Source organism: Methyloligella sp. GL2 (genome assembly GCF_013341275.1).
In the GTDB taxonomy this organism is placed as follows: domain Bacteria; phylum Pseudomonadota; class Alphaproteobacteria; order Rhizobiales; family Methyloligellaceae; genus Methyloligella.
Genome location: NZ_CP054476.1, coordinates 1626799 through 1640080, shown reverse-complemented (window position 1 = coordinate 1640080; position 13282 = coordinate 1626799). Strand labels below are relative to the sequence as shown.

15 protein-coding genes and 1 tRNA gene are annotated in these 13282 nt (G+C 61.8%); 5 read left to right on the top strand and 11 right to left on the bottom strand.

The features are described 5' to 3' along the window. Positions 1-3 precede the first annotated feature (3 nt). Positions 4-429: a hypothetical protein gene (locus HT051_RS07705; protein ID WP_174541498.1), complete on the top strand. Its 426-nt coding sequence runs from the start codon at positions 4-6 to the stop codon at positions 427-429. A 163-nt stretch (positions 430-592) separates the two neighbouring features. Next, on the top strand, positions 593-1639 hold the full coding sequence (locus tag HT051_RS07700; RefSeq protein ID WP_174541497.1) for a hypothetical protein: 1047 nt from the start codon (positions 593-595) through the stop codon (positions 1637-1639). 56 nt (positions 1640-1695) lie between these two features. Here HT051_RS07700 and HT051_RS07695 read toward each other — a convergent pair whose 3' ends face one another. Further along, positions 1696-2295: an invasion associated locus B family protein gene (locus HT051_RS07695; protein WP_174541496.1), complete on the bottom strand. Its 600-nt coding sequence runs from the start codon at positions 2293-2295 to the stop codon at positions 1696-1698. A gap of 451 nt (positions 2296-2746) precedes the next feature. Between HT051_RS07695 and HT051_RS07690 the strand changes: the two genes are divergently transcribed. After that, positions 2747-2822, top strand: a tRNA-Thr gene (locus HT051_RS07690). 47 nt (positions 2823-2869) lie between these two features. On the opposite strand, the gene HT051_RS07685 is transcribed toward HT051_RS07690, so the two are convergent. The 6 genes from HT051_RS07685 to HT051_RS07660 all read right to left on the bottom strand — a co-directional run bounded on the left by HT051_RS07685 (position 2870) and on the right by HT051_RS07660 (position 6672). After that, on the bottom strand, positions 2870-3157 hold the full coding sequence (locus HT051_RS07685; protein WP_174541495.1) for a GlsB/YeaQ/YmgE family stress response membrane protein: 288 nt from the start codon (positions 3155-3157) through the stop codon (positions 2870-2872). A gap of 63 nt (positions 3158-3220) precedes the next feature. Then, positions 3221-3769 (bottom strand): HdeD family acid-resistance protein, encoded by a 549-nt coding sequence (locus HT051_RS07680; protein WP_174541494.1) that lies wholly within the window; start codon positions 3767-3769, stop codon positions 3221-3223. A gap of 183 nt (positions 3770-3952) precedes the next feature. Continuing rightward, positions 3953-5332 (bottom strand): hypothetical protein, encoded by a 1380-nt coding sequence (locus tag HT051_RS07675; protein ID WP_174541493.1) that lies wholly within the window; start codon positions 5330-5332, stop codon positions 3953-3955. Between the two features lie 185 nt (positions 5333-5517). Beyond that, positions 5518-5904: a DUF302 domain-containing protein gene (locus tag HT051_RS07670; RefSeq protein WP_174541492.1), complete on the bottom strand. Its 387-nt coding sequence runs from the start codon at positions 5902-5904 to the stop codon at positions 5518-5520. A 57-nt stretch (positions 5905-5961) separates the two neighbouring features. Beyond that, the gene (locus HT051_RS07665) at positions 5962-6327 is read right to left on the bottom strand and encodes a c-type cytochrome (protein ID WP_174541491.1); all 366 of its coding nucleotides are present in this window, start codon (positions 6325-6327) and stop codon (positions 5962-5964) included. A 33-nt stretch (positions 6328-6360) separates the two neighbouring features. Then, positions 6361-6672 (bottom strand): cytochrome c, encoded by a 312-nt coding sequence (locus tag HT051_RS07660; protein ID WP_174541490.1) that lies wholly within the window; start codon positions 6670-6672, stop codon positions 6361-6363. Between the two features lie 237 nt (positions 6673-6909). On the opposite strand from HT051_RS07660, the gene HT051_RS07655 reads away from it, so the two are divergent. Continuing rightward, positions 6910-7833, top strand: coding sequence for a leucyl/phenylalanyl-tRNA--protein transferase (locus HT051_RS07655; RefSeq protein ID WP_174541489.1), 924 nt, complete (start codon positions 6910-6912; stop codon positions 7831-7833). Positions 7834-7867: 34 nt separating this feature from the next. Here the strand turns inward: HT051_RS07655 and HT051_RS07650 are convergent, their stop codons facing one another. The 3 genes from HT051_RS07650 to HT051_RS07640 all read right to left on the bottom strand — a co-directional run bounded on the left by HT051_RS07650 (position 7868) and on the right by HT051_RS07640 (position 11670). Next, positions 7868-8722, bottom strand: coding sequence for a hypothetical protein (locus HT051_RS07650; protein WP_174541488.1), 855 nt, complete (start codon positions 8720-8722; stop codon positions 7868-7870). A 247-nt stretch (positions 8723-8969) separates the two neighbouring features. Next, positions 8970-10856, bottom strand: a complete 1887-nt coding sequence (gene glsA / locus HT051_RS07645) for a glutaminase A (protein ID WP_208454291.1) — start codon at positions 10854-10856, stop codon at positions 8970-8972. 103 nt (positions 10857-10959) lie between these two features. Continuing rightward, positions 10960-11670: a metallophosphoesterase family protein gene (locus HT051_RS07640; RefSeq protein ID WP_246810016.1), complete on the bottom strand. Its 711-nt coding sequence runs from the start codon at positions 11668-11670 to the stop codon at positions 10960-10962. A gap of 248 nt (positions 11671-11918) precedes the next feature. Here HT051_RS07640 and HT051_RS07635 point away from each other — a divergent pair, with 248 nt between their 5' ends. After that, the gene (locus HT051_RS07635) at positions 11919-12431 is read left to right on the top strand and encodes a Tat pathway signal sequence domain protein (protein ID WP_174541485.1); all 513 of its coding nucleotides are present in this window, start codon (positions 11919-11921) and stop codon (positions 12429-12431) included. 15 nt (positions 12432-12446) lie between these two features. Here HT051_RS07635 and HT051_RS07630 read toward each other — a convergent pair whose 3' ends face one another. Further along, on the bottom strand, positions 12447-13163 hold the full coding sequence (locus HT051_RS07630) for a TVP38/TMEM64 family protein (protein ID WP_174541484.1): 717 nt from the start codon (positions 13161-13163) through the stop codon (positions 12447-12449). Between the last annotated feature and the right edge of the window lie 119 nt (positions 13164-13282).

Sequence of the window (13282 nt, the reverse complement as noted above, 5' to 3'; positions counted from 1 at the left end):
TCCATGCTCCGCACCGTCATGAGGCTCGTCTCGGGCCTCGAGATCGGGGCCCGCATCAAAGCCAAGGCGGATGCGATCAAGCGCCAGACCTTTGTGGTCGTCGTCGCGCTGATCTTCTTGCTGCTGGCTCTGATCTTCGGGCTGCTGGCCGGCTATAATGCTCTGATTTCGGTCTGCGAGTTCACCCCGCTGGCCGCCGCAGGGCTGGTCGCCGGATCGCTGTTGGCAATCGGCGTCCTGCTCCTGCTGCTGCTCCCCGCCTTCGGAGAGAAGAAGCGCAAGCCCGAGCCGCAAGCCGCCATCGAAGCCGGCACCGAGGGGCTCGCCATGCTGGACGAGAGCCTGAACAAGGCCATGCGCCAGACCAGCCCGATCACCCTGCTGGCGGTCGCCTTTATCGCCGGTCTTCTGGCCAGCCGCCGGCGCTAATCCGCGACCGGTCTCGCGATCGATCTCATGAACGATCTTATGGCCCGGCTCGCCGCGTGCAGCCGGGCCGTTCCAATCTGAAACAGGCTTTAAGCCCGCCTTAACCCCTCTCTGACCACTCTCGGACAAGCCAAAGCAATCGAGAATCGGGAGACGTGAGGGAATGAACAGGGGTTGGCTTTGCACCGCCGCGCTTGCCGCTGCGGGGCTCGTGCCCTGGTGCACGCCGGCAAGTGCGCAAGTTGGCGGACCGCTAGTCGGCGGCCCGGTTCCAGTCTATGGCGGCGAATCCGAAGCGGTCTATATCCCACCCCCGCCCAGCGTCGAGCCCAATTTCCAGCTCGGCCTGCGCTATTGGCACAGCGAGGGCAAAACCCGCTTCGACATCGATTCCAGCCGCCTGGCCCCGGACTTCTACGGCAGCCCCACCTCCACCCTCGATTACGACGGCATGCAGGGCGACACCATCGAGTTCACCTTCCGCGCCGCCAACGAGACCGACACCATCTTCAAGGGCTTCGTCGGCGGCGGCTGGATCGACGGCGGCAGCCTGGACGATGAGGACTATTTCGCCGGCCAGGTGAAATTCTCCGACACCTATAGCAGCATCGACGGCGACGGCATGCTCTACGGCACCCTCGATCTCGCCAAGCGATTCAACATCGCCACGGGCGGGCCGGAGCTGCAGATCAATCCGCTGATCGGCTTCAACTACTGGCAGGAAACCGCCGATGCCTATGGCGTCCGCTGCAACCCCGACCAGGTTGGCGGGATCTACTGCGGACCGCCCGGCTCCGTCGCCGTGCCCTTCGGCACCAAGGTAATCACCAACGAAGTCCATTGGGCCTCGCTCCGCCTCGGCGCGGAAGTGAAGGTGAAGTTCCTCGACCGCATCACCCTGATAGGCGATGCCGCGTTTCTGCCGGTCGCCTATCTATGGAACGACGACAGCCACCATTTGCGCCGCGATCTCGGCCCGACGCCGAATATCAAAGATAGCGGGACCGGCTGGGGCTATCAGCTGGAAGGCTCCGCCCAGATCGACATCAACGAGAACTGGGCGATCTCCAGCGGCGTGCGCTACTGGTATGCCAAGACCGACGGGGATTCGGAGTTTGTCCACACCGGCACCACCGTCGATCTGCAGGACTTCACCAGCGAACGCATCGGCGTCTTCGGCGATGTCACCTATCGCTTCTCGACCTTCTAGCGCCGGGCTCTGAGTCCGGGCGAAGGCGAAGCTTTTCCTGGAAACCTAAGCAAGCGCTACTGCATCAGCTCCTTAGCGCGGTTCATCGCCGCCGTGAAGCCCTTCAGCGAGAGCGTCAGCTCCACCGGCTGGCCGTTGGCGCTGTTCAGCGCATTGACCGTCATCTTCTCGCCGCCGGAGACCGTGCCCAGCGTCGACGAATCCAGCGTCACCGGCACCAGGCAGCCCGCCTCCATGCAGGTGCTGAACGGCACCGGATCGCCGATCGCCTTGTCGTCGACCTTCAAGGTCACGCCGTCGCTGAGGCGCAGGCCGAACGGCGCCAGGATCACGCCCTGCACCTCGCCATTGTCTTGCGGCCGCAGCTCGATGCTCAGCACCCGCTGCCCGGTCTGCTGATTGCCGAGGGTCTGGCTGAACAGGCACCGCTTCTCGTTGTTCTGCACCTGGCAGCTCACGGTCCAGTCCTCATGGGTCTCCGTCAGCGAAGAGGCGCCGCCCGGCAGGGTCACGCTCGCACCCACCGGCGTTGCGATCGACTGCGCCATCGAAGGCGCGCTCAGCGCCACCAGGGCACCGAACGAAACCGCCAGAAGCCCGGCGCTCCGGCCGGCAACCTTGCGCCGCGCGATGCGCCCAAATCTCTCAAACCCCATTACCTGATCCTCTCATCCTCTTGAGACTGCTGATGTTTGGCTCAGCCTGCGCCTCAACGCACCGTCTAGCCCACCGGCGCACCCGCAACGCTCCTCATCGAACCCATCGCCGAAACCGGGCTGTTCCGCCCTGAGACGACGCTGTCGGCTCCGCAAATACCGCGCCAGGAAGCCAAGCGAAAGCCCGGATTTCTCATCGGGGATGCAAAAATTGCAGCAAAGCCGGCAATTGCGGGGTTCTCACGGGGCCAAGATGCACCCGGAAGACACCCGAAGCACCAAGCGCGATAATATCGGAATAGCAATGCAGAGAGGCTTGAGTTGTGCCCCAGCCCCCGCTATCCAGGCGTTTCGTGGGGCGACCCTTCGGGGATGTTTTGGTGTAAAAGTCCGCGCCCCATTTACCGGGATACAAGGCGCGCGCACCATACTCGGCGGCGCGACACCAAAAGCCGGCTTAGCTCAGTTGGTAGAGCGGCTGATTTGTAATCAGTAGGTCGGGGGTTCGAATCCTCCAGCCGGCACCATTTCCCAGCTTCAAGATCCTCGCCCCCCTTCGCAGACCGCTAGCCCCTCAAGCCGCGCGGCGCTTGCGGACGATCCAGAGGATCACCAGGAAGATCAGCGAGCCGATAAAGGCCGCCAGAACGTCCCGCAGCGAGACCGAGATGGAATCGAGTCCCGGGGCGATATTGAACAGCCGGAAGATGCCGCCGCCGATAATCGCGCCGACCAGGCCGACGCCAAGGCTGGTCCAGCGGCCGATGCCTTCCCACCCCGCCTTCACCACCATCCCGGCAAGGGATCCGGCCAAGGCGCCGATAATGAGCCAAACCACAAGATCGCTGAATGCCACCGACATGTGCTGCCTCCCTTAAAAAAGCGCAGGCTGCCCGCGCCGGAGCGCGGGCAGTGTTTTGTTCGGCTAGTCGGCTGCCTTCGCCATCATCGGCAGCAGCAGATAAGCCCAGCCGGTCATGATCAGGTTCACGCCGACCAGAAGCCCGATCGCCCAGGTCGCCGAACTCGGCAGACCCGCCAGGATCAAGATCCCGACCGCGGCGGCGACGATGCCGGCAAACAGCATCCAGCCCCAGCCGCTCTTCGGCTGCATGCGGAAGCCCATGGCGATCTCGATCACGCCCTGCACGATGAACATCACCGCCAGGAAGATGGTGAGCGTGATGATGCCCGAAAGCGGCAAGAAGGCGAGCCACGCCCCGGCGATGAGATAGAGAATGCCCATCAGCAGATTGAGGAAGAACTCGCTCCAGCCACGCGACGAAAACGCGTGGAAAATCTGCACGATACCGCCGATCAGAAACAGCCAGCCGAGAAAAATCTTCGCTGCGATAGTTGTGATGAACGGGAATGCGATCGCCAGCACCCCGAGAATGAGCAGTAAAATACCAAAGATGAAGAACCAGGTCCGGTTCTCCGAAACGCCGACATGAACTTCCGATGTATCCGCCATGGCTGCTGCCTCCCGTTTAGCAAGCCCCAAACCAAGCCCTAGAATAACATGGCTCGGCCTGCCCAAGCACCAAAAACGGCGTTACGGCGGCCCGGCGCCAAGCCCGCCGCAAGACGCAAATCGGCCGGGAGCCTTGTCTGCCAAGGCCCCCGGCCGAACATTCGCGATAGGGGATAACTTCCCCTAGTCTTCGACGACCTTGACGTTTTTCGCCTTGATGCCGTCCTCGATCTCCGAATCGCGCACGGTGAGGGTGCCCTCCCCGCCGTCATACTTGGTGAGTTTCAGGCCGGTCTGATCGCCGTCGTCGTTGTCGGCGGTCTTGCTGTCGCTCACCATCACGTCGAGATTGCCCGCGTCATACTCCTTGTAAGCGGCGCCGTTGCCGCCATTGTCCTTGGAGGTGACGTCCTCAAGCAGAGATTGCAGGCTGCCATCCTCGCTCTCGACGATCTTGATGCCGTCGTCGTGATTGTCCTTGGTCGTGGTGCGCCAGATGGCGACCTTGGCATCGCCCTCGTTCTCCTCGCCGAAGTCGATGCCTTCGTCGAGATTCTTGCGCACGCTGGCGCCGATGATCAGGGCCATCAGATCGCCCGGGCCGGCCTCGTCGATATCGAACCCGTCATCGGTGTCGATGCCGATCTCGAACTCTTTGACGTTGCCGGAGTCGTAGAGCTCGACCTCGCGCTCGAAGCAGGCATCGTCCGGCGAGCCTTTGACCGCGGCCGGGATATCCGCCTCGGTCACCTTCTCCTCGTCCTCGAACTCGCCCTCATCCTCTTCCGGCATGAAGGCATCGAGGATCTTCGGATCGCAATAGGCGCCGTTCTCGTCGAACTTGGAATCGACCGCCGTCGCCACCACGCTGCCCTCCTGGCCCTCGTCCAGCTCCACGCCGTCGGCGCCGACATCGGTGAAGGTCGAGCCTTGCGCGTAGAAGCGGATATCGCCGGGGCCGCGCTCGTCGACGCGCAGGCCGTCGGCATCGAAGCGGCCATTGCCGGCATCTTCGATGGTGACTTCGGTCAGGTGAATGTCGATGGAAGCCGGCGAACCGCCGCCTGCGCCGCCGCGGCCGCTGCCGCAATCGTCGGCTAGGTTACAGTCGGAAACGTGGATGCCGTGATAGGAGACGCCCGAGACTTTCACCTTGTCCAGCTTGAGCGACACGGTGCCGGTCTGGTCGTCGCGCACATCGATGAAGATGCCCTTGCCGTCCTTGCCCCGGTGCTTGATGTCGAAATTGTCGGGGCCGGAGAAGTTCAGATCGCTGACCGTCAGATCGGCGCCTTCGCTCAAGGTCAGCACGGTCTCGTCGGCGCTGGATTTCACGGTCTGGCCCTGGCCGAAGATCGCCAGTGGCGCCTTGCCGCCATAGGTGAGGCCGGATTCGATTTTGATGTCGTCCTTGGTGACCAGGAAGATCTGGCCCGGCGCGTCGTCCTTGCTCAGCTGCTCCAGAGCCGCCCTTAAGGAGCCCTCGCCGCTGTCCTCGCCATTGGTGACCAGAATCGGGCCAGCCGCCGAAGCTGGACCGGCCAGCGCCACCAGCGCGGTCATGGAAAATGCAAAAAGAGATAGGGTGTTCAAAGATTTGTTCACGTCGGTTCCCCCGCCTATGGGTGTCAATCGGCGAACAGTCCTAGTCTCTCTATTTGATGGTTTCGTAACAGTCCCGCCGCGGCGGTCGAGCGCACCGATCCACGCCCGCAGCCAGTGACGATTTCGGCAGAGGAAATAAGAGGTTAGACGGCATCGATCACACGCTGAAGCTTACCGCCGACCTCTTTGGCGACGGGCGCGAGGGCCGGATTGTCCACCGCCTGCATCGAGGCGGCCGGATCGACGGCCGAGACCTCGACCGCACCATCCGGCGTCTGCTGCACGATGACGTTGCAGGGCAGCATGGTGCCGATCTTGTCTTCAACCTGAAGCGCGTGAAACGCCAGCTTCGGATTGCAGGCGCCGAGAATGCGGTAAGGGCGGAAATCCTCGCCGAGCTTCGCCTTCATCGTGGCGGAGACGTCGATATCGGTCAGCACGCCGAAACCTTCCGTCTTCAGCGCCGCGATCACCCGCGCCACCACTGCGTCGAACGGCGCATCGATCGTGCGGGAAAAATGATAGCTCATCCGGTCCTCGCTTTTCCGCCCCTCTCGTCGGCCTCTCCTGTCCGCGCCTTGCCGGGGTTACTCCGCCGGCGTTTCGGACGCCGGCTTGAGGCTGGCGATATAGGCGATCAGGTCCTGGATCTCCCGCCGCGTCAAGGCCATGTCGGGCATCGGCGGATGCGGCTCGATCAGGAAGCCCTGCAGCACATCGACCGCACCGTCGTATTTCGCGGCAATCGCCATGAAGCTCGGCGTTCCCACCGCGCCGGCCTGCTTCTGGTCGGTGGAGACCAAGTGGCAACTGGAGCACCAGCGCTCCGCGATCTCCTTGCCCTGCTTCGCCTTGATCGAGTCGGCTGCAAGCGCGGAGGCCGCCGGCACCAAAAGCACGGCAGCGAACGACAATAGCAGACCAAGGATCGGCGGGATGGTCCTGAACGTCATGAAGCCTCCCTCACGGGCCGAGATGCCGGCCGTTTATAACGTGTCGAGATAAAGGATGATGTCGTTGATCTGGTGCGGATCGAGCTCGAAAGGCGGCATGTCGGGATGTCCGGTGACGATCCCTTCCGCAAGCGCTTCGGCCAAGGAATCCACCGGATAATGCTGCTTCAGTGTACGGAAAGGCGGCGCCTCGGCCATCGGGCTTTCCCCCTCCGGGCCGATTGCATGACAGCGTGCGCAATGGGATTCGACGAAAGCCTGCCCCCGCGCCACAGCCGCCTCGTCGGCATGCGCCAATCCAGGACAAAACAGCGTCAACACGGTCAGGATAAAACCAAGCCGCATCAAGACCTTTCCCCCGGGCCTTGCCAAAGGCGGTCAAGTCCCGACTCATCTCAAATCAACCAGGGGGAGCGTCGCGCGCTTGCCCGCCGCCGTCAACTGGGTGCAATAGGCGCCGTTTCTCCCGTTAAGCATGTTCACAAAGTGCCGCACGGGTAACGAGCTATTATTGCCAGTTATTGTGGTAACTTGCCCGGTAAGGTTAAGCTAATGCCTTAAAAGTGGAGGGGTGGAGGGCAGATGCAACGACAGGTTGAAATTGCCGTCGCGCTGTCGGCGGGATGGCCGCTCACGCGGACCGCTGGCCAGCCCCGAGGCGAGCGGCGCAAACGCTTGTTCCGCGAGACGCCGAAGCAGCGCCTCCGCCGTATCGCCCTCGGCACGGTCTGGGCGCTGCGGCCCAAGCGCGCCGCCAACCTTCTTCCCTTGGGCGCACTCTGCCTCGACCAATGGCTCCGCGGCAACCGCGCCGCCCTGCCCGATCCGGCCAAGCCAAAATGGGATTCGGAGTTCGCCGGTTTCGTCTCCGACATGTCGGTGCCGGTGCTGCTCGAAGCCCACGCAAGCGGCCTGTTCCCCTACGGCCATTACGGCCCGCTGAAATGGATGACGCCGAAAGAGCGCTGCGTGCTCTCCTTCGAGAGCTATCACATCTCCCGCCGGGTCCGCGCCATGCTGCGCCAGAACCGCTGGCGCGTCACCTTCGATAGCGATTTCGATGGCGTGATGGCCGCCTGCGCCGCGCCGCGCAAGAACCGGCCGCCGCTGACCTGGATCACCCCGCGCATCATGCACGCCTATGCGGCGCTGCACGATGCAGGCCATGCTCATAGCTACGAGGTCTGGGACGAGACCGGCGCGCTGATCGCCGGCGGCTATGGCGTGGCGGTCGGCGGCATGTTCGTGATCGAATCCCAGTTCACCCGCGTCTCCAACGCCTCGAAATACGGCTTCTCGGTGCTCGCCTGGCACCTGGCGAAATGGGGCTTCAAGCTCTGCGATAACAAATGGGCGACGCCGACCACCTTGGAGCAGGGCTTCCACGAAGTGCCCCGCAGCGAATTTCTGGGGTTGGTGGCGCAATATGCCGGCACCGATTCCAAGCCCGGCCACTGGAAGCTCGAGGACGGCCCGCAAGAAATCGGTCACGCCGATTTCGGCTAGGCCGATTTAATCGAGTACCCTCCTTGGCGTGACCTTACAATGCTCGTCTGGAGTAAAACTCCAACCAGACAAGTCCTCCAAAAAATATAGCAGTCAATATAAGTATCGGAACATATAATACAGCCGCAAAAATAACAGACCATATCGTTGCAGAGAGAACTACAACTTTTATCCCAGATATTATCCGATCAAACCTATCAGGCGCTGGCGAATTTTTCTGATCGAACCTGTAATAATCGAAAAACAGTACAGGCCACCGAAATGAAAAATCTATCAATGAATAATTGACGTCGTCATCATATATACCGAACGATTTTGAAACCTGCTCATAAACAATAAGACTTATCGTACTAATGAAAAAGGGAATCCAAACTAGCAAAATCGCAAGAAAAATGGCAAGGAGCTGAATTACAATTCCCAAACCAAGCGCCAATAATGGGAAGAAAAAGGCCGCCAATATCAAAAAATACAATAAAAATGCAAAAAGTGTAGACGTTAAATATACAAGAAATGCTACACTAAACACAAACCCCATTACAAATAGAGCGAGAGACAATAAATTCTTAACACCGGAAAATTTAAGCATATCTACCGGATATAAGCTGGCTTGCATAACCTGATTGTAGAGCAAAGTCAGCTCATATCGCCAATAATAAGCTGACTTCTCCAAATCAATAAGGTTCCATGAACGACCTCCCCCGAGAAGATAAAGAACTGAAGCAACAGAATCAAAGATAGAAACTCTAAGATACATTACACATGAAACAAAAAGACCAAATGTAAACCATATTGCAATTATAACGCAGAACACAATTCCCTTAACGAAGGTGACAAGCCCCCCGCCCACAACCTCTGCTTCGTCCGTATTCTTAGAAGACTCTTCGCTCATCGGTCCATCAATTAGACTTAAATTGAGACGACAGCCATCTTAGGTTGAAGTTAAGGACATAACAACCATCGCAGCGATGGAAATATCGATTTTCGCCTAGGTCCGCCGCTGGTCAGAGAGATGACGCGCACTGGCCGCCCTACGTCATCGAAAGTTCGGCACCGATGCAAGGCCCGGCCATTGGCAGATCGAGGACAGCCCGCACGATATCGGCCACGCCGATTTCGGCTAGCCGCCGAAGCCGCCCCTATTCCAGCGCCCGGATCTCCTCATGGGCGTGGTGCAGGCGCTCGGAGAATTCCCGGGTCAGATTGCTGAGGATCGTGATCATGATCTTCGGGTGTTCGGCGCCGAGCTCCTGCAGCTCGTCCACCGGCAGCCCGTAGCAGACCACTTTCTCGTCGGCGACGACGCGGGCGGAGCGGGGGGCGCCGTCGAGCAGCGCCATCTCGCCGAAGGTCAGCCCCGGCCCGATGGAGGCGACGCGGCGCAGCCCCTCGCCATCCCCGTCAGGGCCGCGCACCTCCACGCCCACGCTACCTTGCGCGAGCACGAAGAACAGACGCGCCGGCGCCCCTTCCCGGATAATGATCTCCCCCTTCTCGAAGATCAGCGGCCGCACCAACCGCTCCAAGAGATGGCATTCTTCCGCATTCAACCCGCGGAACAGCTCCAGCTGGGCCAGCGCGAATTTCCTGTCGGAGACGTGCAGGCGCGAGCGATCCAGCAGCTGGTCCTCGCACCACTCCATCGCCGCATCGACATCGCCGAAACAATGCAAGGCCTGGCTTTGCGCCAGCTCGGAGATGCAGGTCGCAAGGCTGCTCAGAGGCCCTTCCGCCGGCACGTTGGAAAAAACCAGCTCGGTGCCGGTCTTGGCCATCGACTTGGCGGCCTGCCGGATCAGCCGGCCTGCGGAGTCGTCGGCCAGATGCACCCGGCCGAAATCGACGATCACATAGCGGGCATCTTCGGTGCGCGCGGCAATCCTGCGCAACAGCTGCTCGGTGGAGCCGAAGAACAGCGCCCCTTGCGCCTCGATGACGGCAATCTTCGCCCCCTCTTCGATCAGGAAATTCCGCTCCTCCGGCGTCCGTAGCCGGTTGGAGCAGACCTGCTCGCCGCAATACTCCCGCCGCACCACGGCGCGCACATTGGTGCGGTTATGGAAGGCGTGCAGCTCGAATTCCGACGACAGCGCCTTGCACACCTCCACCCCGCGCACGCTGTTGCCGTGCTGATCGATGGGCGGGGAATAGACGCTGATGCCGACCTGCCCCGGGATCGCGGCGATGATCGCGCCGGAAACGCCGCTCTTCGCCGGCATGCCGACCTCGTAGGACCACTGGCCGGCGTAATTATACATGCCGCAGCTATTCATCACCGTCAGCACGTCGCGCACATTGTCTGGCGAGATGACGCTCTCGCCGGTCAGCGGATTGATGCCGTCATTGGCCAGCGTCGCCGCCATGATCGCCAGATCGCGCGCCGTGATGGTGATGGCGCATTGCCGGAAATAGAGATCCAGCACCTCCTCCGGGTCGCGGCGGATCATGCCGGTATTCAGCATCATATAGGCGATGGCCCGGTTGCGGTGGCCGGTGGCCAGCTCGGAGCGGAACACCGCCTCGTCGATCTCCAGCTTGCGTCCGGCGAAGCCCGAGAACACCGCCAGCATATTGGCGATGCGCGCTTCTTGCGTGTCGCCCTCCACCAGCTCGGCGACCGCGATGGCGCCGGCATTGACCATCGGGTTGAAGGGGCGATTATGCCGCTGATCCAGGACGATGGAGTTGAAAGCTTCGCCCGTCGGCTCAACCCCGACATGCTCCAGCACCGCCTCGCGGCCATAGCGCTGCAGCGCGTAACCGTAGAGGAACGGCTTGGAGATCGACTGGATGGTGAAGGGAACGTCCACCTCGCCGGTGCTGTAGACTTGCCCGTCTACCGTCGCGATGGTGATGCCGAAGGCCTCCGGATCGGCCTTGGAGAGCTCGGGGATATAATCGGCGACCGCTCCGCCCTGGATCTGCGAGATCCGCCCGTGCACCTCCGCCAGATAGTCCTCGATCGGCGCGATGGCCCCAGCCTCGTTGCCGTCCGCCGATAGGACGCGGTTCACCGTCTCCTGCACCACTGAGCTCCCAAATGCGAAGAAGAGCCCTCAACCGCGGGGCTCTTTTGCGGAAATATCCGATCCTAACCTCCCGTGCGACGACTTTCACCGGGGCCACAGGTCACGCCGTGTCGATGACATGCCTCTCATTGCCGGCGAGCACCACCGCCGAAAGCCGCCCGCTCATGAAGGCGCCGGTATCGACGCCGATGCGGTTGGCCCGCATCACCACCCGATCGCGCGGCGTATGCCCGTGCACCACCACCTTGCCGAAACCGCCCTCGTGATTAAGGAAGGGCTCGCGGATCCAGAGCAGATCGCGCACGTCCTGGCGGTCGAGCGGCACGCCCGGCTCCACCCCGGCATGCACAAAGAAGTAATCGCCGATCTCGGCAGTGAGCTGAAGCGTCTCGAAAAACTGCAAATGCGAGGACGGTATCTTGCGCAAGAATTCGTCCCGCACCGCCTCCGGATTGTGGCTGATCGCATCCCCGGCAACGCCATAAGAGTTGAGCGTCGCCAGCCCGCCCGCCGGTTCCGGCCAGGGCTGGCCGTATTGCGGCGCGCGCAGGAAATCCAACATCAGCTCTTCGTGATTGCCTCTGAGGCAAGTGGCCGGCGCCGGCAGCGTCTTCGACAAAAGCCGCTCGATCACGCCTTTGGAGTCCTGCCCCCTGTCGACATAGTCGCCGAGGAAGACGAGTTCGGCGCGGGACTGCGGACTGGCTTCGATATCCTCGGCGATCTTGGCGAGCAGCACATCGAGCAGATCCAGCCGGCCATGGATATCGCCGATAGCATAGACCCGCAGATCCTCCGGAACGGCCGCCAAGGGAACGTTTTCTTGCACGTCTTCTCGCTTGTCCCCGTCCGGCCGGAACCTCATCGCATCAACTCCACGATTCTTCACCGCATCCGTCAATCACTTATCGGATTCGCGGCGCTTCGCCGCCCAAGCCATAAGCTGAAAACTTTGCAGCTATCACTTTGCGCTTGCGTCAAACTCTGGTGGGCCGGTCAAACTCCTTATAGAGAGGCGTGTTAAAGAAACACGCTTTGGAAACGCGTTAGGAGGATTAGATGAGACTTGCCGCTGCCCTATTCGCAACGCTGCTGCTGCTTTCGGGCAGCGCCCTGGCCCAGACCGACGACAGCACGACGAGCGCCCCGAGCACCGAAAGCGCCGCCTCCGCCGAGACCGCTCCGGCCGCCGATGAGACGTCCGATGCCGATGCGGCTTCCGACCTCGACCTCACCGTCGAACTGAACAAGCTGGAACCGCAGCAAAACGCCTGCCGCACCTATGTGCTGTTCCAGAACAAGGGCGAGAGCGCTTTCTCCAGCCTGAAATTCGATATCGTCGCCTTCGACAAGGACGGCATCGTCGCCAAGCGCCTGGCGGTGGAAGCTGCTCCGCTCAGCGCCGCGAAGACCCAGCTCAAGGTCTTCGATATCGCCGAGATTTCCTGCGATAAGCTCGGCAAGCTGCTGCTCAACGACATCACCGCCTGCAAGGATCAGAACGGCGATATCGAGGATTGCGTCTCCAAGATCACCCTGACCAGCAAGTCGGACGTGCCCTTCGAGAAATAGCGGCAAAAAGCGAGGCTACTCCGCCTCCTCGCCAAGCGGTGCGGCGCGTTTTGCGGCGCGCCGCCGCCGATGCTTGCGGAACTGCCAGAATGCGGGGATCGCCAGCAGCGCCAGCATCAGGCCCAGCGCCATGGCGACCTGGCGCCCATCCATCTGCATCAGCCCCTCGCCGAACGCGGCGAACAGCACCGTATAGGGAATGAGCCCGATCAGCGTCGCCAGCAGGAAGCGCCAAAGCCGGATCTGGGTCACGCCGGCGACATAGCTCATCCCGTCGAAATTGAGCCCGGGCAGCAGGCGGCAATACAGCACCGCCAACGTGAGCCGCCTCTGGCCGGCCGTCTCGTCCAGCAACCAGGCGCCGGCCCGGGTGCGCCGCAGGCGGTCGAGCCAGCCATGGCGCTCCGCATAGCCGCGGCCGAGCCACGCCCCGGTGAGAAACGCGATCAGCGCGCCGATCTCCGCCCCGATCAGAATATAGAGCGAGCCGAGCGCGACGCCGTAGATGGCCCCCGCCGCCATGACGATGACGGCGCTCGGCACCACGGCGAGCAGCGCGGTCACGCCGCGCAGCCCGATGATCGCCAGCGGCCCCCAAACGCCGACCGTCGCCAGAACCGCCGAGATCTCCGCCTCGCTCGGCAGACGGATCCGGTCGCCATAGTGGAACCACGCAAGCGCCAGCACGGCCAGCAGCAGGACCGACAGCGCCCATCTCAGGGAGCGGCGCAATCGTCCGCCGCCACGCTGCCTGCACGATCCCGCCTGGTCGCCCGCCATGATGCGCAAGCCTCCCCGAGAAAGTGGTCCCTCGCAGCAACAGCTTGAGAGAATGGGGCCCGTTGCCTAAT